Source organism: Microcystis sp. LE19-195.1E, assembly GCF_027532095.1.
Lineage (GTDB): Bacteria > Cyanobacteriota > Cyanobacteriia > Cyanobacteriales > Microcystaceae > Microcystis > Microcystis aeruginosa.
Map to the genome: position 1 here is coordinate 1 of NZ_JAPZSZ010000117.1, position 20206 is coordinate 20206.

At 44.2% G+C, this 20206-nt stretch carries 15 protein-coding genes; 9 read left to right on the forward strand and 6 right to left on the reverse strand.

Annotated features, from left to right (window positions below; translation table 11 throughout):
• Window positions 1-886: 886 nt before the first annotated feature.
• The 4 genes from glgB to psbH form a co-directional block, all read right to left on the reverse strand.
• Window positions 887-3166 carry a 1,4-alpha-glucan branching enzyme gene (gene glgB, locus O9300_RS07035; protein ID WP_079209250.1) on the reverse strand — a complete coding sequence of 760 codons (2280 nt, stop codon included), beginning with the start codon at window positions 3164-3166 and terminating at the stop codon, window positions 887-889.
• 74 nt (window positions 3167-3240) lie between these two features.
• Entirely contained in the window at window positions 3241-3459 is a 219-nt protein-coding gene (locus tag O9300_RS07040) for a hypothetical protein (protein ID WP_287970894.1), read from the reverse strand.
• A 136-nt stretch (window positions 3460-3595) separates the two neighbouring features.
• On the reverse strand, window positions 3596-3844 hold the full coding sequence (locus tag O9300_RS07045; protein ID WP_061430888.1) for a TatA/E family twin arginine-targeting protein translocase: 249 nt from the start codon (window positions 3842-3844) through the stop codon (window positions 3596-3598).
• A gap of 104 nt (window positions 3845-3948) precedes the next feature.
• Window positions 3949-4143 (reverse strand): photosystem II reaction center phosphoprotein PsbH, encoded by a 195-nt coding sequence (gene psbH, locus O9300_RS07050; protein ID WP_002736544.1) that lies wholly within the window; start codon window positions 4141-4143, stop codon window positions 3949-3951.
• A gap of 444 nt (window positions 4144-4587) precedes the next feature.
• On the opposite strand from psbH, the gene O9300_RS07055 reads away from it, so the two are divergent.
• From O9300_RS07055 to O9300_RS07070, 4 genes are all read left to right on the forward strand, one after another.
• Complete coding sequence (locus O9300_RS07055; RefSeq protein WP_190720218.1) at window positions 4588-5187, forward strand: superoxide dismutase; 600 nt, start codon at window positions 4588-4590, stop codon at window positions 5185-5187.
• A gap of 189 nt (window positions 5188-5376) precedes the next feature.
• Entirely contained in the window at window positions 5377-6171 is a 795-nt protein-coding gene (locus tag O9300_RS07060) for an alpha/beta fold hydrolase (protein ID WP_287970897.1), read from the forward strand.
• Window positions 6131-7027, forward strand: a complete 897-nt coding sequence (locus tag O9300_RS07065) for a tRNA (5-methylaminomethyl-2-thiouridine)(34)-methyltransferase MnmD (RefSeq protein ID WP_287970899.1) — start codon at window positions 6131-6133, stop codon at window positions 7025-7027. The genes O9300_RS07060 and O9300_RS07065 overlap by 41 nt, the downstream gene beginning before the upstream one ends.
• 941 nt (window positions 7028-7968) lie before the next feature.
• Window positions 7969-10485 carry a pentapeptide repeat-containing protein gene (locus tag O9300_RS07070; RefSeq protein ID WP_287970901.1) on the forward strand — a complete coding sequence of 839 codons (2517 nt, stop codon included), beginning with the start codon at window positions 7969-7971 and terminating at the stop codon, window positions 10483-10485.
• Window positions 10486-10697: 212 nt separating this feature from the next.
• On the opposite strand, the gene O9300_RS07075 is transcribed toward O9300_RS07070, so the two are convergent.
• On the reverse strand, window positions 10698-12890 hold the full coding sequence (locus O9300_RS07075) for a molybdopterin oxidoreductase family protein (RefSeq protein ID WP_287970905.1): 2193 nt from the start codon (window positions 12888-12890) through the stop codon (window positions 10698-10700).
• A 571-nt stretch (window positions 12891-13461) separates the two neighbouring features.
• Between O9300_RS07075 and dnaX the strand changes: the two genes are divergently transcribed.
• The 4 genes from dnaX to O9300_RS07095 all read left to right on the forward strand — a co-directional run bounded on the left by dnaX (window position 13462) and on the right by O9300_RS07095 (window position 17026).
• Window positions 13462-15870, forward strand: a complete 2409-nt coding sequence (gene dnaX / locus O9300_RS07080; RefSeq protein ID WP_287970907.1) for a DNA polymerase III subunit gamma/tau — start codon at window positions 13462-13464, stop codon at window positions 15868-15870.
• 87 nt (window positions 15871-15957) lie between these two features.
• Window positions 15958-16281 (forward strand): Grx4 family monothiol glutaredoxin, encoded by a 324-nt coding sequence (gene grxD, locus O9300_RS07085; RefSeq protein ID WP_002780647.1) that lies wholly within the window; start codon window positions 15958-15960, stop codon window positions 16279-16281.
• 71 nt (window positions 16282-16352) lie between these two features.
• Window positions 16353-16619 carry an RNA-binding protein gene (locus tag O9300_RS07090; RefSeq protein WP_002761993.1) on the forward strand — a complete coding sequence of 89 codons (267 nt, stop codon included), beginning with the start codon at window positions 16353-16355 and terminating at the stop codon, window positions 16617-16619.
• The gene (locus tag O9300_RS07095; protein ID WP_061430883.1) at window positions 16616-17026 is read left to right on the forward strand and encodes a type II toxin-antitoxin system VapC family toxin; all 411 of its coding nucleotides are present in this window, start codon (window positions 16616-16618) and stop codon (window positions 17024-17026) included. Before O9300_RS07090 ends, O9300_RS07095 begins: the two co-directional genes overlap by 4 nt.
• A 56-nt stretch (window positions 17027-17082) precedes the next feature.
• On the opposite strand, the gene O9300_RS07100 is transcribed toward O9300_RS07095, so the two are convergent.
• Window positions 17083-18822, reverse strand: a complete 1740-nt coding sequence (locus O9300_RS07100; RefSeq protein WP_287970911.1) for a mechanosensitive ion channel family protein — start codon at window positions 18820-18822, stop codon at window positions 17083-17085.
• Between the two features lie 205 nt (window positions 18823-19027).
• On the opposite strand from O9300_RS07100, the gene lipA reads away from it, so the two are divergent.
• A complete protein-coding gene (lipA, locus tag O9300_RS07105; RefSeq protein WP_287970913.1) occupies window positions 19028-19912 on the forward strand; it encodes a lipoyl synthase in 885 nt (294 codons plus the stop codon).
• Window positions 19913-20206 lie beyond the last annotated feature (294 nt).

Below are 20206 nucleotides of genomic sequence, written 5' to 3' on the forward strand. Positions count from 1 at the left end.
GTGTCAGTCTGTAGAGCGACCATAAGACCAGAACAGAGTAAATCTGTTAAGGCAGGTGCGGAACCCCGCAAGGGAAAGAAGCAGAAACCCAAATCGTGAGGTTTGGGAATCACCGTCCGTTTACGGCGGTGAGGATGTCAAATCGGTAGTCTCGCGGAATTAGCTCACCAACGACAAAAATATATTCTTAGCCATCTCGACAGTAATGGCAACGTGGAAGAACTCGCTCAAGAATGGGTGCAAACACTGCTCGCTAATTTGACAACTTAATAAGTACCTAAGCAAAATTAATTAGGGCTTGCTGAATAATGGTAAAACCCTTTTAAAATAAGGCTTTTGACCTGTTAAAGTCCGATGTTAGTGCAAGAAAATAGGATTGGGACTTTCAAAAACCTTGCATTATCCTTCTTGTAGTACATAGCTTGGTACAAAAAACAATGGCAACAAAGCCCGAAACGACCGGCTACTGACTCGGAGACTCCTGACTCCTACCCCCAGGAAAAACTTTTTCAGCAGACCCTAATTACACATCTAAGCCACTACTCCGTCAGACTTCTGGTGCGAGGAAACAGTGAACTGAAAACTCAAATCCGATCCCTAATAGCTGTCTCCCGTCTCCCGTCTCCCGTCTCCCGTCTCCCGTCTCCCGTCTCCCGTCTCGGAGTCTCGGAGTCTCGGAGTCTCGGAGTCTCCTGTCTCGACTAGGAAATTAATTTTGCACGACTACTTAGTTTCTGGAAAATTCCCCCAAAAAAGAGGCCACTTTCTGCAAGATGACCTCTAAATTTTTTTGTTAGGGGTTGGGGTGTTGGGGTTTTAGGGTTTTAGGGTTTTAGTTGAATTCCCCCATTTCCCCATTGCCCCATTTCCCCATCTCCCCATTCCCCTATTCCCCAGAAGCATGAGGACCGATTTTGAGAACTAAAACCCCTAAAGGTGGTAAACAGAGATCGATCGAGTAGGGACGGCTATGATAGGACCATTCCTCCGACCATTTACCGCCAAGGTTGCCCATATTACTACCGCCATATTTACCCGCATCGCTGTTAAAGATTTCCTGATAAAAACCGGGATGGGGTACACCAACGCGATAATGGCTGTGGGGTTGGGGAGTAAAATTACAGACCACCACCAGAAACTCCTGCCAATTTTTGCTCCAGCGCAGGAAAGAAACGACGCTATGACTATTATCACTACAGTCGATCCACTCAAAGCCATCCTGACCAAAATCCTGGGTATATAAAGCAGGTTCACTCTTATAGGTGGCGTTCAAATCTGAGAAAAAGCGTTTTAGCTGTTGATGGGGTTCGTACTGCAAAAGACCCCACTCCAAATCACCCCAAACATTCCACTCACTCCACTGGCCAAATTCCATGCTCATAAACATGGTTTTCTTGCCGGGGTGGGTAAACATATAACTAAATAATGCCCGGACATTGGCGAATTTTTGCCACTCATCCCCCGGCATTTTGCCAATCATATTACTTTTGCCGTGAACCACTTCATCGTGGGACAAAGCCAGCATATAATTCTCGCTGTGGTTATACCACATACTAAAAGTGACATTATTTTGATGGAATTGACGGAACCAGGGATCCATGCCGAAATAATCGAGCATATCGTGCATCCAGCCCATATTCCACTTCAAATTAAAGCCTAAACCGCCCATATAGGTGGGCCAGGACACCATCGGCCAAGCGGTGGATTCTTCGGCAATAGAGAGAATTCCGGGGAAATAGCTAAAAATTACATGATTGACTTGACGCAGGAATTCCGCTGCCTCTAAATTTTCCCGGCCACCGTACTCGTTAGCCACCCATTCCCCATCTTTACGACAATAATCGAGATAGAGCATAGAAGCCACCGCATCCACGCGAATGCCGTCAATATGGTACTTATCGAACCAAAATAGGGCATTAGCCACCAGGAAATTTCTGACTTCGTTGCGACCGTAGTTAAAAATTAAGGTTCCCCATTCCTTGTGTTCCCCTTTGCGCGGGTCGCCGTGTTCATAAAGATGAGTCCCATCAAAGAAAGCTAACCCGTGGCCATCTTTGGGGAAGTGACCGGGGACCCAATCCACTAGCACACCAAGGCCATTTTGGTGACATTGATCGACAAAATACATGAAATCTTCAGGATTGCCGTAGCGACTGGTGGGGGCAAAATAACCCGTCACTTGATAACCCCAAGAACCATCAAAAGGATGCTCGGCGATCGGTAATAATTCGATATGGGTGTAACCTAATTCTTTAACGTAGGGAATTAGTTTTTGGGCTAACTCGTAGTAACTCAAAAAGCGCGCCCCAGTGTTCCATTCCGACACGGGAACCGCTTCCCCGGACCCAGAAAGTAAACGGGGGGGTTCGGCACTAGAAGCGTGCAGCCAAGAACCGAGGTGTAATTCGTAAACGGAAACCGGTTGAGTTAAAGGATCGCTATGGCGGCGTTTTTCCATCCAATCGCTATCATCCCAAGTATAGCTATCTAAATTAGCCACGATCGAGGCGGTTTTCGGGCGTACTTCTTGGGCAAAACCGTAGGGATCAGATTTTTCGTAAATATGACCTTCCCAATTTTTGATCTCGTATTTATATTTAGTGCCAACACCGATTTCTGGGATAAACAATTCCCAGACCATATTATTACGTTTCCGCATTTGGTGATCACGACCATCCCAGTTATTGAAATCACCAATAATCGAGACGTTGCGGGCATTAGGGGCCCAAACGGCGAAATAAACCCCTTTAATACCCTCGATTTCGGCTAAATGCGCCCCTAATTTTTCATAAATGCGATGATGGTTGCCCTCCCCAAACAGATGTAAATCAAAATCGCTGAGTTTGGCAGAACGGAAGGCATAGGAATCATAGATTACCCGTTCCTGTTCCCCCTCGTGGATGCGTAATTGATAATTGTTCAGTTCACCGATATCGATGACGCACTCGAAAAAATGGGGGTGATAAGCGGTCGTCATGGGATATTCTTGTCTTTGGGACGGTAAAATAACCCAAGCGGCCGTGGTTTTCGGTAAATAGGCTCTAACAACCCATTTATTGACTTTTCCTTCTTCTTCTAGGGGATGGGCCCCCAAAACCTCAAAGGGATCGTGATGGAGGTTGTTGACGATTTGATGGACTTGTTCGGGGGATACCACTATAGACATTCATTTACCACTCTTGACATCTACAATACTTATAGCAAGGAAATAGTCATTTTTTCCTTGCCTTCTGGGAATTCTCAAACTGACGGTATATTCTGCCTACTTAGGGTCTGCTGAAAAAGTTTTTCGTGGGGGTAGGGTGTAGGGTGTGGGGTGTGGGGTGTGGGGTGTGGGGTGTGGGGTGTGGGGTGTAGGGTGTGGGGTGTGGGGTGTGGGGAAGTGGGAAGAATAAATAAAATAATCTCCTGTCTCCTGTCTCCTGACGACCGGCTCCTGACTCCTGACCCTAACAACAATTTTTGATTTTTAGAAGAGGTCTATGGTAAAACTGCCAATTTAATCCGGCTCTGGTCATTCCCGATTTTACATCTTCCCCAGTATCGGTTATAAATTTATCGCCCAATCTTCTTCCTTTTTATCTCTACACGGTTCTTAACTGGAACGAGTTTGATCGCTAGGAGATTGACTTTCCTCTAATTGAGCTTTGATTTTTACCGAGTCTTCAATCTGCTCGGCCTCTCGCTTAAATTCACTTTCAAATTCCTTGGATGCTTCTTGAAATCCTCGAATCGTTTTGCCTAAACTGCGACCGATTTCTGGTAATTTTTTCGGTCCGAAAACTAGCAGGGCAATCAAGAGAATTAACCCCATTTCCGGTAATCCAATCCCAAAAATATTCATGTTTTTGCTCCTAATAAAAAACTCGCGGTGGGCAATAACCCACCTGCTAAAGTCCGAGGGACAATTCTGCAGCCAAAAATGCCGACAAGATTGTTGGAATCTGTTTACTGACCCCAATCCACATTAAATCCTTCTAAAATTAGGGAGGAGTTGTAGATCTGTAAAATAATCAGCAAAAAGACTAAAAACAGAGCCATAAAAACTCCCATCAGCAAGGTAGTTCCCCAACCGGGAGAAACTTTACCATATTCCGAGTTGAGGGGACGAAGGATTTCACCTAAGCGTGTACGCTGTGCCATAAGTTACCAAGAAAGATCTGTAAATGATAATTTTGTATTGATCCGTAATTTGACGAAGTGCCAACCGGTCAACCCAGTGAGATAAAATCTACTGCTGTTTCCAGTGGAGCTTTTTTGGTCTAATTCCGAACGGAATCGTTTTTCGCCTGCCCTGCCACGCCCACAAGAATCTGCAAGCGCCTACAGTACGGGAATTATTCTAACATTGTTTGGTGATCTTCTCAGGATTTAGGAGATGGTCGATGGGAGTTGAGGTGATGGGGGAGAAGGGAGATGGCAGAAAAAAGCTGATCGATCAGTGATCACTGATCAAGTCTCCTTCGGTGCTATGATTGAGGGTGTAAAGTTTTATTGCAAAGGTATTCGTCTTGGTTAAGCTGAATACTGACAAAAGGTTAACAACACTACCTTAAACAAGCTCTCAAGAGAGGATACAGAGAACACATGGCTTACACACTTCCCCCTTTACCCTACGATTACACTGCCTTAGAGCCTTGTATCACCAAAAGTACCCTAGAATTCCACCACGACAAGCACCACGCCGCTTATGTCAATAACTATAACGGTTTGGTCAAAGATACGGAACTCGATGCTCTCTCTTTAGAAGAAGTTATCGTTAAGGTTGCCGGTGATGCCTCTAAAGCTGGGGTTTTCAATAATGCCGCCCAAGCATGGAATCATAGTTTTTATTGGGACTGCATGAAACCGGCGGGTGGTGGCACGCCTACTGGTGCTTTAGCCGATAAAATTCAGGCAGATTTCGGCAGTTTCGAGAAATTTGTCGAAGCTTTCAAAACTGCGGGCGCTACTCAATTCGGTAGTGGTTGGGCTTGGTTGGTTCTCGATAACGGTACTCTCAAAGTTACCAAAACCGGCAACGCTGACAATCCTTTAACCGCCGGACAGGTTCCCCTCTTAACTATGGATGTGTGGGAACACGCTTATTATCTCGACTACCAAAATCGTCGTCCCGATTACATCAGCGACTTTTTAACTAAGTTGGTTAATTGGGATTTCGTGGCTGCTAATTTAGCGGCGGCCTAAAAATTTGGCTCAGTTAATCAGTTATCAGTTATCAGTTATCAGTTATCAGGGGTTGGGGAGCAGGGAGAAACAATCCATAAGTTGGGAGTTAATCGTACTATTAAAATTGGCCAATCTCTCTAATATTAATTATCCTTAAAATAGATAACCAGAAAAAACTTTTTTAACATCGATCGCGCTTCTCGCACCATGGAACAACCTGTCAGTTGGATTATTCCCCGTCATCCCCGTCCCGATTATCCCCTGTTTGTATTTTTACCCGGAATGGATGGCAGCGGGCAACTATACTATCGTCAGATTAAAAACCTTGCCCCTTACTTCGATCTACGTTGTTTGGTGATTTCCCCGCAATATCTCGGTGATTGGGAGGAATTAAGCACCCTCGTGATCGCTTTATTGGAACAGGAATTAAAGCGACAATCGAGAAAAGTCTATCTCTGCGGTGAGTCTTTTGGCGGCTGTTTAGCCTTGAAAATAGCGACAAAATCACCAAAATTAATTAAAAAACTGATTTTAATTAACCCTGCTTCTTCTTTCAATCAAAGACCTCTTTTAAGCTTGGGAATCGGTATCACCCAGATGATGCCCGATTTCATCCAAGGCAGCTCGGCACTAACTATTTTACCCTTTCTGGCCGCTCTGGGTCGAATATCCCAGGAAGATCGCCGCTCTCTCCTCAAAGCCATGCAATACGTCCCACTGAAGACGATTAGCTGGCGTTTATCCCAGTTACAACGGTTTCAGGTTAGTGCCAGCGAGTTAAAACGTCTGCAATTGGGGGTGTTAGTGATAGCCAGTCAAGGCGACCGACTGTTACCATCGGTAGCGGAGGCTAAACGCCTAATTCAGCAGTTACCCGCGGCAAAATTAACGATTCTGCCCCATAGTGGTCACGCTTGCCTGCTGGAAACCGATATTCACCTCAAAGACATTCTCCATCACCATGCTTGTCTCCCCCGAAGCCTACCCGCAAAAAGTCACTGAGGATGGTTCTTATACCTTTTTTTCGACCGAATTCGGCGAATGTTATCATTCTACCTCTGGGGCAAGGGAAGAGGCTGAGAAAAAATTTATCCTCTCTAGTCGTCTGGCAGCAAAAGCAGACCAGAGCAATAATCTGAAAATTCTTGACATTTGTTACGGCTTAGGGTATAATAGCGCCGCGGCCTTAGCGGCCATTTGGCAAGTTAGGGGGGATTGTCGGGTAGAATTATTAGCTTTGGAAAGCGATCGAGTGGTTCCCCTAGCAGCTATTAGAGAAAATCTCTTAAATAGTTGGAGTCAACCAATTCCCGAATATTTAAATGATTTTGCCCATAATCACCGGCTAGACCTGCCTAATCTCACGGCTAAACTGTTAATCGGGGATGCGCGACAGACGATAACCAAGGTGATTGACGCGGGTTTTCAAGCGGAGGCAATTTTTCTCGACCCCTTTTCCCCGGGTAAATGTCCGCAACTGTGGACGGTGGAGTTTTTAGCTTTAGTGGCGAAATGCCTGAGTCCGACGGGTTATTTAGTCACCTATTCCTGTGCTGCCTCGGTGCGAAGGGCTTTACAATTAGCAGGATTGCAGATTGGGGCCACCGATAGCGTCGGTCGGCGATCGCCGGGGACAATAGCCAGTTTTTTGTCCTTACCCCCATCTCTATCGGCACAGGAACGGGAACATCTGCAAACTAAAGCCGCTATTCCTTATCGAGATCCGACTTTAAGCGACCCAGCCGAAGTGATTATACAACGTCGTCGCACCGAACAGGCACTCTGTGACTTAGAACCGACTAGCCACTGGAAAAAACGTTGGCAAAGATCGGTTAGTTCGATCGCAATCTCGGAATGAGAATAGTGTGGTTAAATGCCTGATAATTCGGGCTTTTTGTTGAAGAAAAATTAAGCATCCTGCTGATCGGCTTGTTTTTTTTGGGCTAGTTAGATATCATGGGTGTAAACAGGACGTTATCTGCACAAAAAAGGTTCCCCGATCAGATAGATTTTTTTATTAAACAAATTCAGCCTTAAGGCGATCAAGAGCAACCCTTCTTAACGATAAGTTTGCCGATCTAGTATATTTCTATTGTGTTTTTCGTGATCTAGTATTAGCTGGAGGACAGGAAAATGAGTAATAAGAACAACCCAAAATATGAAGAAATCAAAGGTAAACTGGAAAGGATTATCCCCTTGCGAGAACCGCAGCGAACTCTGGCTCTACATCGTATAGCAACGGAGCAGAAAGAAAGTTTTGACGAGATCCAAAAATATTTTAATCGGCGTATCGAGGAAAAGATTAATGAAAAATTAGACAGCATTAAAGATGAAAAAGATAATATTAAAAAGTTAAGGATTTTAAAAGAACTGTCCGAGTCTAATTTTTTGGGTTTTTCTTTAGATGAGTATAAGGACTTACTAAAACAAACCAAGATTTTATCGGAAGAAGAAATTAGAAAGAGAATAAAAGAAATTAAGCAAAAAGCGAAAACCCCTATTCAAGAAGCCATCGATTTACAAAAGCTATCAGAAGATAGTGGCTTATCCCCAGAAGAATGCAAAAATTTATTAAATCAATCCCGATTTGATTGGACTGATTTTGAGCTTATCCTCAAAATAGCCTCAATTGTTACCGCTTTAGGGATTTTTGCTGGTGTAATCACCTATTGGTGGGAAACGGATAAACGACGAGCGCAAGAGAATAATGATGCTTGGACTGTTCTCCGTTCAGCGAAAGAAGATCCTGCTAGTAACGGAAGAATTGATGCCTTGGAGTCTCTCAGTAGTGGTTGTAAAATGCCAGAAAATATATTTACTTGGCTATTAACAAAAGTTGGGATGCAAGAGGATTGTGTCAGATTGGTGGGGGTAAATCTCAAATCAGCTAATCTACCCAGAGTTGATATGTCAAATAATGATCTATCCAAGGCACAATTACAGAATGCCAATCTTGACGGAGCAAACCTAAAGGATGCCGATCTAGAGGGGGCCGATTTAACTGGAGCGAGTCTCAGAAAAGCTGACCTAACGGGAGCCGATTTAAGAGGGGCAAATTTACAGGATGTTAACCTGTCCAATGCCATTTTAAATGGAGCAAAGATCACCAATGCTAATCTAGAGGGAGCTAATTTATCTAATGCAGATTTGAGAAATACTAATCTGCTGAACACTTCTTTAAAAGATGCACGTGTTGAAAATGCAATATATAACTTTAATACTCAACCTTTTAGTTGGTATCCATTTAGTTGGTATCCATCAGAAGAAAAAAAATATTTCATCTGTGATCGTGAAAAAGACGAAAAAGATATTAAAAATGAATGTAAGTCTCTCCAATTAAACCAAGCAGATTTACCGGAAGTAGATCTGAGCAACACCTATTTACAAAAAGCGAAGCTAAGTCACGCTAATCTCAGAAATACCAAGTTAATTAATGCTGATTTGAGGGACGCTGATTTAACCTACGCAGATATCCGAGGGGCTGATTTTACCAGTGCTGTCTTGAAAGGTTTTAAGATCGATCATGCGATCTACGATGATCGTACTAAACTCGATAAAAGCATCTTTTTCAATCAGGCAAAGTTTTACAAAATTAGCTCTTTTAATCCCCTAAAAAGAGACTTGCAGCCAGCACAGAAGGACTTAAAAGATGCCGATCTAACACGCGCAGATCTCCGAAAAGCTGATTTAAGAGGGGTGGATTTAACAGGTGCAAATCTGGAGGGTGCTGATTTAAGAGGGGCGAATTTAGAGGGGGCTAAATTAGATAAAACTGAATTAAAGGGTGTTCTTTATGATATAGAAACGAAACTGGATGTTAAACCAGATGATAATGATCGTCAAAAATTAATAGATGCTAAAGCTTATTATATTGAAAATAAAAATACCGACAATCCTGGAGATTTAGTGGGAATAGATTTATCTAATCGAGATTTGGAAAAAACTGCTTTACAAGGAGTCAACCTTACTGGGGCTAAATTGGAGAAAGTCAACCTGATTGGTGCTGATTTGCAGGGAGCTATTTTAAGTTCTGCCACACTGCTAAAAGCCGATTTATCCCGTAGTAATCTTAGTCAGTCTTACCTGAACTTTGCCAACCTTGAACGTGCTAACTTAAGTGGTGCTGATCTAAAAAAAGCTTCCCTCATCGGAGCTAATCTTAAAAATGCTCGTTTAAAAAGCTATCTGGATGCTAAAACCAATCTACAGGATGCAGTTTTAATTAAGGCAATTTTAGAATTAGCAGATTTAAAAGACGCAGTGTTAATTAATGCTAACTTAATGATGGCAAATCTCAAAGAAGCTAACCTAAAACAAGCGGATTTAAGACAGGCTAACCTAGAACACGCCGACTTGAGTTATGCCGATCTTACGGAAGCCGATTTAAGCGGTGCTAACTTAGAAAATGCTGACTTAAGAGGAGCAAATTTAATTAAGGTTAAAGTTGATAGCAGAACTAATTTTAAGGGAGCATTAATTAATGAAGAAACCAAGTTAAATTTTGAGATAACCAACAGTAACTTTAATGAAGTTGCCAAAAAATATGAAGAATTTTTAAAAGTAGTTTATTTTATTACTCGACGGAGGCAATCTTCTTTAATTTTTAAAGATCCATCGAAATCAAAAATAGAAAACCTAAGTTGGTTTCCGACATCGAACAATTATAAAGGATTAATTGATTTACCAAAGAATCTTGAGAATTGTCAAGCAAAAATCAACTTGATCGGCATCGACTTATCCGATCGAGATTTAACTAAAATCAACTTATCCTGTGTAGATTTAACCAAGATTAGTAAGAAAGGATTGAAAAATACTATTCTAGAAAAAGCTAATTTAATTGGAGTTAATTTAAGAGGTGTTAGTTTGGAGGGAGCGAAATTAGATAAAGCTATTTACGATCAGAGAACAATTAGCACGGTCGATCTAAAATATCAAAGCTTATTTAAGCCAGCTTATAAAATTGAACCTAAGTCAGATTTGTCTGAAGCTGACTTATCCGATCAGGTTTTAGATGGCTTAGATTTACAAGGTGCTGTTTTAGAAAAGGCAGAATTGCCAAAAGCGCATTTAATAGGCACAAAATTACAAGATGCTATTTTAAAAGATGCCAATTTAACCGGTGCAATTTTAAAAGATGCCGATTTAACCGGTGCAGATTTTACCGGTGCAAAGCTAAAAGAAGTGATCGGATTAACAGTCAAACAACTTGAAACTGTTAAAAGTCTCAAAGACGCTCAATTTAGTCCTGAATTATGTAAAGCTGTTCGAGAGGAACTCAAAGAAACTAAGGATAAAATTGCCGATTGTCCCCAATGACCTAGTTAGGGTTTGCTCAATAAATCTAAAAACCTTGTTGGGTAAGACTTTTAGACTTTTTTGCCATCAAAAAGTGCCAGACATTGGGGTGATCGGGGGGGGAAAATTTAGGCACTTTTTCCCTGAAAATTAGGTAATTGACCCCCTGAAAATGGGTAAAACCCTACACCCTACACCCTACACCCCACACCCTGTCCCCAGGAAAAATTTTTTCAGCAAACCCTAACTAAAGACTTGATCGGGATTAATTTGACGGCACAAGCTTTTAATTCCGGTTGCTGGGAAATCGGACAAGCGGCCGGATGGGTGAGACTATTAGCCTCAGCATTTTCTGCCCATAAAGCCCCCCAGTGCATCGGCACAAAGACACAATTAGGAGCAATTGCTTTGGTAATTAAAGCGGGAAAACGGGCAAAACCGCGACGAGAACGCACCTCCACCCATTCCCCAGCTTCTATGTCCAATTTTGCCGCATCTTGGGGATGAATTTCCAGAAAAGGTGCGGGGTGCATTTTGACAATTTTCTCGATGCGGCCGGTGCGGGTTTGGGTGTGCCAGTGACCGTACAAACGCCCCACGGTCAAAACTAGGGGATAATCATCGTCCGGGGGTTCCGCTAAACCTTTACTGTGGTAGGCGGCGAAAACAGCACGACCATCGGCAGTATTAAATTTACCATCGGTATAAAGGCGTTTTGCGGCTGTTTTTTCGCTTTTATCGTCATCTTTAACTAAATTACCTAGTAATTCCCCGGAATTAGCGGTTTTAGGAGCGGAAATTTCATCGATGGAATCGGGCCACGGTCGGGGAGTCTCGGCCAGGCGATCATAATTAATCGCCGTCATATCACAAGGACGTTTATATGTCAAGCGAATAAACTCGGAATATACCTCGGCCGAATCCTGAAAATTAAATTGTGCCTGAAAACCCAAACGGCGACCAACTTCGGCAAAAATTTGCCAGTCGGCCCGAGCTTGACCCACTGGAGGGCGAAAAGCCTTATTTAACGTCACCATACGCTCAGAATTGGTCATTGTTCCCGTTTTTTCGCCCCATTGGGCCGCTGGCAGTAATAAATGGGCGTAGGCGCTGGTTTCTGTGGGATAGTAGGCATCCTGATAGACAGTAAAAGGTGATTTTAACAGGGCGGCCTTGGTGCGTTCTAGATCAGGCATACTAACAGCCGGATTAGTGGCGGCAATCCAGAGAAGTTTGACATCTCCCCTCTCCAAACCAGTAATCATACTCCAAGCATCGCGACCGGGGACGGGAGAAATCCGACCGGCGGGTAAACCCCAAGCTTGTTCCACTTCGGCCCGGTGTTGGGGATTTTTGACGGAACGATAACCGGGCAGAAGATGGCAGAGGCCGCCGGCTTCCCTTCCTCCCATGGCGTTGGGTTGTCCCGTTAGGGAAAAAGGACCGGCCCCCGGTTTACCGATATTAGCCGTCATTAGGTGTAAATTGATTAAAGTGCGGGCTTTGGCCGTGCCTTCCCTAGATTGATTGATGCCCATCGACCAGAGGGAAAGCACTCTTTTCGATTCGGCCCAGTAGCGGGCAGCCTGTTCTAAATCCTCGATGGGGATACCGCATTTAGGGGCGACTATTTCCGGGGGATAATGGCGGATAATTTCGGCGTATTTGGGGAAATCCCGGGTGCATTTATCGATAAAATAGGTATCGATCGCCCCCCAATTCAGTAACAGGTGGGCAATACCGTTAAATAGGTCAATATCGGTCCCCGGGTTAATGGCTAGGTGGAGATTAGCGGCCTTGGCGGTTTTGGTGCTGCGGGGATCAACGACGATTAATTTCGCTTGTTGGTTGCCTTTGAGATACTTGTGCAGACGGTTAAAGATGATGGGGTGACATTCGGCCGTATTTGTCCCCACCAAAAAGGCACAATCGGTTAATTCCAAGTCATCGTAACAGCAGGGGGGACCGTCGGACCCGAAACTGTCCAGATAAGCGGCCACGGCCGAAGACATACAGAGACGGGAATTAGCATCAAAGTTATTGACTCCCAGACAGCCCTTGACCAGTTTTTGGGCGATGTAGTAATCTTCGGTGTGAAATTGTCCCGAACCGTATAGACAGATACTTTCCTTTTCCCCCTGAGCGATTAGAGTTTGCATCTGGTTAACGATGCGATCGAGGGCTTCTTCCCAAGTACAAAGACGAAATTGCTCTTGGAGAGAATCGCGGATCATCGGGGTTTTGAGGCGATTTTTATCGATCGATTCCGCTACGGTGGCCCCTTTAACACAGACCATACCTTGACTGGAGGGGTGGGACTTGTCCCCGAAGACTTTCCATGCTTGTCCGGCCGACGCGGGGGGGGTGACTGTCAAACCACAACCTACTCCACAGTAAGGACATTGGGTTTTTGTCGATTCAGTCATAAGCAGTTGGTCTGATTAGTGGCGCTGTCTTTAGGCATACTTAAGATAGTCGGCAGATTTTCTCGGCAAAATTGTAGTTATTAATACAATTTATTAGATGACTTGGCCAAATTGCCATTTTCGTGATGCAAATCGCGCATTAAACCTGGCTGGCGTTGTCAGATCAGAATAGGAAAGATGGAATGCAATCCTTGCTATCAAAGTAATTTCAGTTCCGGTGCTGATTCGGAGCATCTTTCAATTTGACAACGCCGACAACGCCTATTGTAGGGCTAATTCATGAATTAGCCCTACAGCTATTACCTAGCTATATTCCACTGCTAAATCGAGCGACTCTTGTTCCCCACTTAAGCCCGCCCTAAGGCACTATTCGTTCATTAAACACTATAGGAAAGATGCCATGGCATCTTTCCTATCAAAGTAATTTCAGTTCCGGTGCTGATTCGGAGCATCTTTCAATTTGACAACGCCAACTGGCTAGATAAAAAGCATACACTTGTTCTCGTGTTGAAAAAGAATCGGGATAGGATAATAGTAGTCTCTAGGGTGGGGAAAAAGTTTTCAGCCAGTCATGACCTACGAACCTCTACATCATAAGTATCGTCCCCAAACCTTTGCCGATTTGGTGGGACAATCAGCGATCGCCACGACCTTGAGTAATGCCTTAATCAGTGAGCGAATCGCCCCTGCATACCTATTTACTGGACCCAGAGGCACGGGGAAAACCTCCTCGGCGCGAATTTTAGCCAAATCCCTCAACTGTCTGTCTAGTGACCATCCGACACCGATTCCCTGCGGTAAGTGTTCCGTCTGTCAAGCGATCGCCAATGGTTCCGCTTTAGACGTGATCGAAATTGATGCCGCTAGTAATACCGGTGTAGATAACATTCGGGAAATTATCGAGCGATCGCAATTTGCCCCCGTCCAATGTCGTTATAAAGTCTATGTCATCGATGAATGTCTGACTGGGGATAGCCTTGTTTTCACCGAAACGGGATTAATTCCCATTAATCATCCTGAGATTCTCGGAAAACGAGTTCTCAGTTACAACGAGAGCAGCGGAGAGTGGGAATATAAAAAAGTCCTGCGATGGCTAAACCGAGGCGTAAAAGCAACTTTAACCATTCAAACCAGAAATCGGACGATTAATTGCACTGGTAATCATTTGATTAGAACAGAAAAAGCATGGATACAAGCAAAAAATCTCAAAATCGGCGATCAGATACTATCACCTGTGAATGTGGCTGCGGTGCAATACACGCCTAGTATCATAAAATCCCCTCAATGGCTTACAAATTTCGAGGAAGTGACAGGGATTCAAGAAGGTGACACAGAAAGCGTCTATGACCTAGAAGTGGAGGACAATCATAATTTTGTTGCCAATGGGTTATTAGTTCATAACTGCCATATGCTCAGTACGGCGGCCTTTAATGCTTTGCTGAAAACTCTGGAAGAACCGCCGGATCGAGTGATTTTTGTGCTTGCTACCACGGATCCTCAGCGTGTCTTGCCTACCATCATCTCCCGTTGTCAACGCTTTGATTATCGCCGTATTGCTCTCGATGCCATGGTGGCACACCTGCAAAAAATCGCCCAAATAGAAGCGATCGATATTAACCTAGAAGCATTAACCCTAGTGGCTCAGATCGCTAACGGTGGTTTACGGGATGCCGAAAGTCTCCTCGATCAATTAAGTTTACTCGCAGGAACGATTACGGCCGAGCGAGTCTGGGATTTGGTCGGTGCAGTACCCGAAAGAGACCTCTTAACCCTACTTAAAGTCATTCATGGCAATATTCCCGATCAAGTTATCGAACAATGTCGCCATCTGATGAATCGCGGTAAGGAACCTTTAATCGTCTTGCAAAATCTAGCGGGATTCTATTTAAACCTACTTTTAGCCAAAACCGCCCCTAATCGTCCAGAAATGGTCGCTGTCACTGCTCCCACTTGGCAGGAATTGTGTACGGAAGCGCGTACTTGGTCTTTAGAGGAAATTCTCCGTGGTCAACAACTGCTTAAAGACAGCGAAACGCAACTAAAAAACACCACTCAACCCCGTCTCTGGTTAGAAGTCACTCTCTTAGGACTGTTACCACAAGCACAGATGATTCCTCCAGTTGCCACGGCAGCGCCTTCCCGTCCCCAAACCAGCGTCGAGAGGCCCCCGGAAGTGATCACAGCGCCGGCACCGGTGAATGAACCGATCAAACCGGCGGTTATCACCCCGACAACTAGCGTCGCAGTGCCGAAAACTGAGGTTAAAACTGTTGCCAGTGATGACAATCATGAACAAATTTGGCAGCGGGTTTTAGAAGTAATGGAACCCCCCACTACTCGCACTCTCCTACGTCAGCACGGCAGTCTTTTTAGTAGGTCAGAATCGAGCGCTTATTTAAGCATATCTTCGGAACAATTGTTAAAAATGGCCCGGCTACGCTTGACTAATATTGAGTCAGCTTTCGAGGCAGTTTTTCAGCGCCGGATTAAAGTTCATTTACAGGTAGGTTCCGCCACTGCTGCCATGGCTGCGGAAGTTTCCCCATCCCCGGCGGCCACGATACAACCACCACCAGAAACCGCACCACCTCCACCAATAACCCCCGAAAATAAAGTTATGACCGTGGTGGATATTCCCCCGGTCAAAGAAGCAATTATCGATAAAAAAGAAGCAAAGATCACTGCATCGGGAAACCCAAAAACTCCTAGCACAGAACTGCCCCAAGAAATCTTAAATTTTGATTCATCTTTAGAGACATTAGATCAAGATGTAGATGTTAGTGAAATTTTGGCGGCCGCTCAAAAGTTAGCGAAATCTTTTGATGGTGAAGTGGTCAATATGGGTTATTCACTGCCAGAAAATTCGGACGCAGAAACTAAAGTTAATAAGTCTCTGGAAAATATGACTATCGTGCGCGGGAGACCTGATGTTAACGAAATTTTAGATAGTTTGGAGGAGGACGAAGACCTTCCTTTTTAAGGCTATCTCAACGGCTTGTGCTAAACTGATAGGATATGCCACGTCTCAGGATTGGCTATTCTTGCTCAAATTCTAGCTACTAGACCTATGACACCCGAAACTAAGGCCAGAATCGATCAATTAGTCCAGAATAACAAAGTTCTTGTGTTCATGAAGGGCAATAAATTAATGCCTCAGTGTGGTTTCTCGAATAACGTCATACAAATTCTCAATATTCTCGGGGTTTCCTACGAAACTGTCGATATTCTCCAAGATCAGGAGTTAAGACAAGGAGTTAAGGAGTATTCCAATTGGCCGACTATTCCCCAAGTCTATATCAACGGTGAGTTTATTGGCGGTTCCGACATTATGATCGAACTCTATCAAAATGGGGAACTACAACAAATAGTCGAGGTAGCCTTAGCTTCCTAAAAATTTTCTAGGTTAGGTTAGCTATCCTAACCTAGTTTAAAGTTGCCCAACTAGCAATCTTGGCAGAGGTGATGATTGTGACAATTCGAGAAACTGCAATTTCTAAGCTAGATCAACTCCCTGAAGTCCTTGTTCAGGAAGTAAGCGACTTTATTGATCTTCTCGATCATAAATATCGAGTCAAAACCTTTGACACTCAGCCTGATGGAAAACTGATAGAAAGATGGTTACAATGGTTTGAAGCCGTAGATGGCTTAACTGTCAATTCACCGGAACCAATAAACGACTACCAGCAACTGCTGCTCGAAAAATATCGGCAACAAGGACTAGAGCTATGATCCTGTGTGATGCAGGAGTGCTGCTTTGTTTGGTTGATCGCACCCAACCCCAACATAAAGCCTACAGAAATACAGTAATGCGTTTAGCAAAGCCTCTCGTCACAACTTGGTCATGCCTGACCGAAGCCATGTACCTTGCGCTGCATCGGGGTGGTTGGCAAATGCAAAAACAACTGGGACAACTTCTTTTAGATAAACTGCTGGTGGTTTACAATATTCAGGAAAGTGATTTCAGTCGCCTGTTGGGGTTGATGGAGCAATACCGCGATCGACCGATGGACTTGGCAGATGCAACCCTAGTTTTAGTAGCTGAAAAGACTGGGTATCGGCAAATTCTCACCCTCGATGCGGATTTCCTGTTTTATCGGATTCAAAACCAAGGAAGCTTTGATATTATTCAAGGATAGTCATGGAAAATCTGCTTTCAACGGCCTATAACTCCACCGATAGAAAATGTTCCCCTTTAAAACTGTCCCTTGAATTCCTCTCTATCTTTTGCTATGAGGAAACTTTGTTGGGGGATACCGATGTGAATTCCCTTCTCCTCAAAAGCAATCTTTAGACGACGACGATACTCTCTTTCTATGTCCCATTGTCGTAATCTTTTGACGACAATTCTGAGCATAATTTCCATTCCCGTGTGAGAAACCCGACTGACACCAGCAACCTGCACAGGATTGATGATATCTTCTTGCCATTGTGGATCTACAGCCATATTTTCAGCGATGGCTGCCATTAAAGCGATCGCCAGATCTGGCTCGGTGTCATAGGCGACTTCGATGGTAAAATTGACCCGCGCCCAATCTTTACTGAGGTTGTGTGCGCTAATAATTTGGTTATGGGCAATAGTGATTAAACGTCCATCAGCAGCCCGCAATTGAGTCGCTCGCAAACTCATATTTTCCACCAAACCAGTAAACTCCTGAAACTGGATCATATCACCGACAGTGTATTGGTCTTCAAAGACAATCAGAAAACCGTTAATCCAATCTTTTAAAAGATCCTGAAAGGCAAAGGTGAGCAATGCTCCCACTAAACCGGCTCCCGTGAGTAAAAAGGCGAAAGAAAGACCCATCCAACTCAAAAAAATCAAAATTCCTAGAAAAATGGCGATAAATGTGATCATTTCTCGCCCAACTTCTAATAAAGTGGGAGCGCGCAGAATCCTCCTTTCCAAATTTTCGGAAAACACCGCGCCTTCCTCTACCCACTCCCGTAGCCGAAAATTAACGTAGAGATTAACCATATTGCTCACTGATGTCAGCAGCAACCAGATAATAAAAATCCGCAAAGGAATACGAATTATCCCCCGTCCTTCTAGCCTAGTTTCAGGAAATACATACAAAATCGCCGCTATTCCGCTAAACCAAAGCAGTATCAGTCCAATAAGAGCCAGTCTTTTCCAGAGAATATTTAACGTCAGTTGTCGCTGAATATCAGCCTGTTGACGGAAATTAGAGGAATCTTCTAGAGCGGCTAAAATCGGTTCTTGGGAGCGCTCTTTTCTGGGGGGGGAATTTATGGCTAAATTCCGATCAGATTGACTTTTAGCCTGTTTTTTGAGGAGATTAAAGCGATTTCTTAAACGTTTCTGCCACCAAATTGATACCCAGCTTAAGAAAATTAGCCCCAAAATAATTTTAGCGGCAGTCATTACCTGTTGCCGGCGAGCGGCGGGCTGACGTTCTTGCCAAGCTTGGAGCAAAGCTGTTTGGATGATTTGAACCCATCGGTCTGCTAAATCGTCAACAGAAGAAGAATCGATCAGGGCATCAACTTCTGTTACTGTCAGAATTACCTGTTGCGGTAACTTCTGGTTATCCTTGGCCACAATCACGGTTAAATTATTGAGCGTCGCCGTACTTACTTGCAGGGTTGTCGGATCGAAACCCCGATTGATAATATTATTTAAACCTCTTTCAATGCGCCTAGCCCGTCTTTCTACCGGGGAGAGTTCCCGGGCCTCAGAAGCGGTAAAATCTTGGGAGGCAATCTCAAATAAGGCAAATCCATCTAGATGCACGGAAGCATATTCTATATCCCCGGCTACAAAAATCCTTGTCCCCGTGGGAGATGCAAATGGAACTAGAAAATTTTGGCCTAGGGATGGCAGGGAATTAAGAACAAATATACTAACTAAGAGGCAACCCGCCAATCCTTGAATGACCAGATTGAAAATTTTTCTCCGTTGCCATCGTCCCATTGCCTAAGTTTCCTTTTTGATTAACAATGATCTTTACCCGCTTTCTCAGCTTATAGCAGTTATCTTAATGGTGAGATAGGAAGTTTTCGTTTTGGGGAGTCGGTCGTCTCTCTCCCTTCTCCCCTCTCCCCAACCCCAACCCCTCACTGATAACTGATAACTGATTACTGATAACTGAAATCCCCAACACCTTACTTAACTTCTCATGTCCAATATTTCCCCAGAGTGGCGCGAGGAAATTACCTCTTTACCCCCTTGGTTACGGCGTTCACTCGGCAAATCTAGCGAAATTTCCACGGTTCAGCGCATTATCAAACAAAGGAACATTCATACTATCTGCGAGGAGGGTCGCTGTCCCAATCGCGGCGAATGTTATGCCCAAGGTACGGCGACTTTTTTGTTGATGGGTCCCACCTGTACCCGGTCCTGTGCTTTTTGTCAAGTAGATAAGGGTCATGCACCCATGCCTCTCGATGTGGAGGAACCGCAAAAAGTGGCAGAAGCGGTGCAATTGTTAAATTTAAGTTACGTTGTCTTGACTTCTGTAGCCAGAGATGATATGGAAGACGGCGGAGCCAGTTGGTTCGTGCGGACGATGACAGCCATTCGCGAACTCAATCCCCACACTTTAATTGAAGTGTTAACCCCGGATTTTGCTGGAGGTAAGGGAAGTCAACAGGAACGGGTGGCGACGGTGGTAGGGGCAAAACCTGCCTGTTACAATCACAATATCGAGACGGTGCGCCGTTTGCAAGGACCGGTTAGACGCGGGGCTAAATACGATCGCTCTTTGGCGGTTTTGCGTTATGTTAAGGAAATCGATCGGTCAATTCCGACGAAATCTGGCTTAATGGTCGGTCACGGTGAGACAAAAGAGGAAATTATCGAGACTTTGGCAGATTTACGCGCGATCAACTGCGATCGAGTTACTATTGGTCAATATATGCGTCCTTCTCTGGAACATTTGCTCGTACAGAAATATTGGACTCCCGCAGAATTTAGCGAGTTGGGAGAAATTGCCCAAAAAATGGGGTTTTCCCAGGTTAGATCTGGCCCCCTAGTCCGCAGTTCCTATCATGCGGGAGAGTAAATCAGTGATCAGTGATCAGTTATCAGTTATCAGTGATCAGATGTAAGTTTTAAGTTAATTTTTGTAAATCTACCAAGTTGGGATTTTTACGGGGAAACTCTCGGCTAAAATTGGGCGTTACTTCCGATTTTATCACTCAATCCAAGCTTTTGGGGGGTAGAACCCCCCAAACCCCCCGTTGGGGTCGTGGCGCCGCCCCCAAACCCTGGAGCGCATTAGTTTTTCGGTGGGATGCTTAGACGCGATTGTTCATATTTTTGTACCAATTTAAGAGTCACTGATAATTGCTGATTG

Bases quoted from the DNA above. Each gene is read 5' to 3' on its own strand.
- O9300_RS07060 (WP_287970897.1), top strand. From the start codon at position 5,377: ATGGAACAACCTGTCAGTTGGATTATTCCCCGTCATCCCCGTCCCGAT.
- O9300_RS07095 (WP_061430883.1), top strand. From the start codon at position 16,616: ATGATCCTGTGTGATGCAGGAGTGCTGCTTTGTTTGGTTGATCGCACC.
- lipA (WP_287970913.1), top strand. From the start codon at position 19,028: ATGTCCAATATTTCCCCAGAGTGGCGCGAGGAAATTACCTCTTTACCC.
- glgB (WP_079209250.1), bottom strand. From the start codon at position 3,166: ATGTCTATAGTGGTATCCCCCGAACAAGTCCATCAAATCGTCAACAAC.
- O9300_RS07100 (WP_287970911.1), bottom strand. From the start codon at position 18,822: ATGGGACGATGGCAACGGAGAAAAATTTTCAATCTGGTCATTCAAGGA.
- O9300_RS07075 (WP_287970905.1), bottom strand. From the start codon at position 12,890: ATGACTGAATCGACAAAAACCCAATGTCCTTACTGTGGAGTAGGTTGT.
- psbH (WP_002736544.1), bottom strand. From the start codon at position 4,143: ATGGCACAGCGTACACGCTTAGGTGAAATCCTTCGTCCCCTCAACTCG.
- O9300_RS07055 (WP_190720218.1), top strand. From the start codon at position 4,588: ATGGCTTACACACTTCCCCCTTTACCCTACGATTACACTGCCTTAGAG.
- O9300_RS07070 (WP_287970901.1), top strand. From the start codon at position 7,969: ATGCCAGAAAATATATTTACTTGGCTATTAACAAAAGTTGGGATGCAA.
- O9300_RS07045 (WP_061430888.1), bottom strand. From the start codon at position 3,844: ATGAATATTTTTGGGATTGGATTACCGGAAATGGGGTTAATTCTCTTG.
- O9300_RS07090 (WP_002761993.1), top strand. From the start codon at position 16,353: ATGATTGTGACAATTCGAGAAACTGCAATTTCTAAGCTAGATCAACTC.
- grxD (WP_002780647.1), top strand. From the start codon at position 15,958: ATGACACCCGAAACTAAGGCCAGAATCGATCAATTAGTCCAGAATAAC.
- dnaX (WP_287970907.1), top strand. From the start codon at position 13,462: ATGACCTACGAACCTCTACATCATAAGTATCGTCCCCAAACCTTTGCC.
- O9300_RS07065 (WP_287970899.1), top strand. From the start codon at position 6,131: ATGCTTGTCTCCCCCGAAGCCTACCCGCAAAAAGTCACTGAGGATGGT.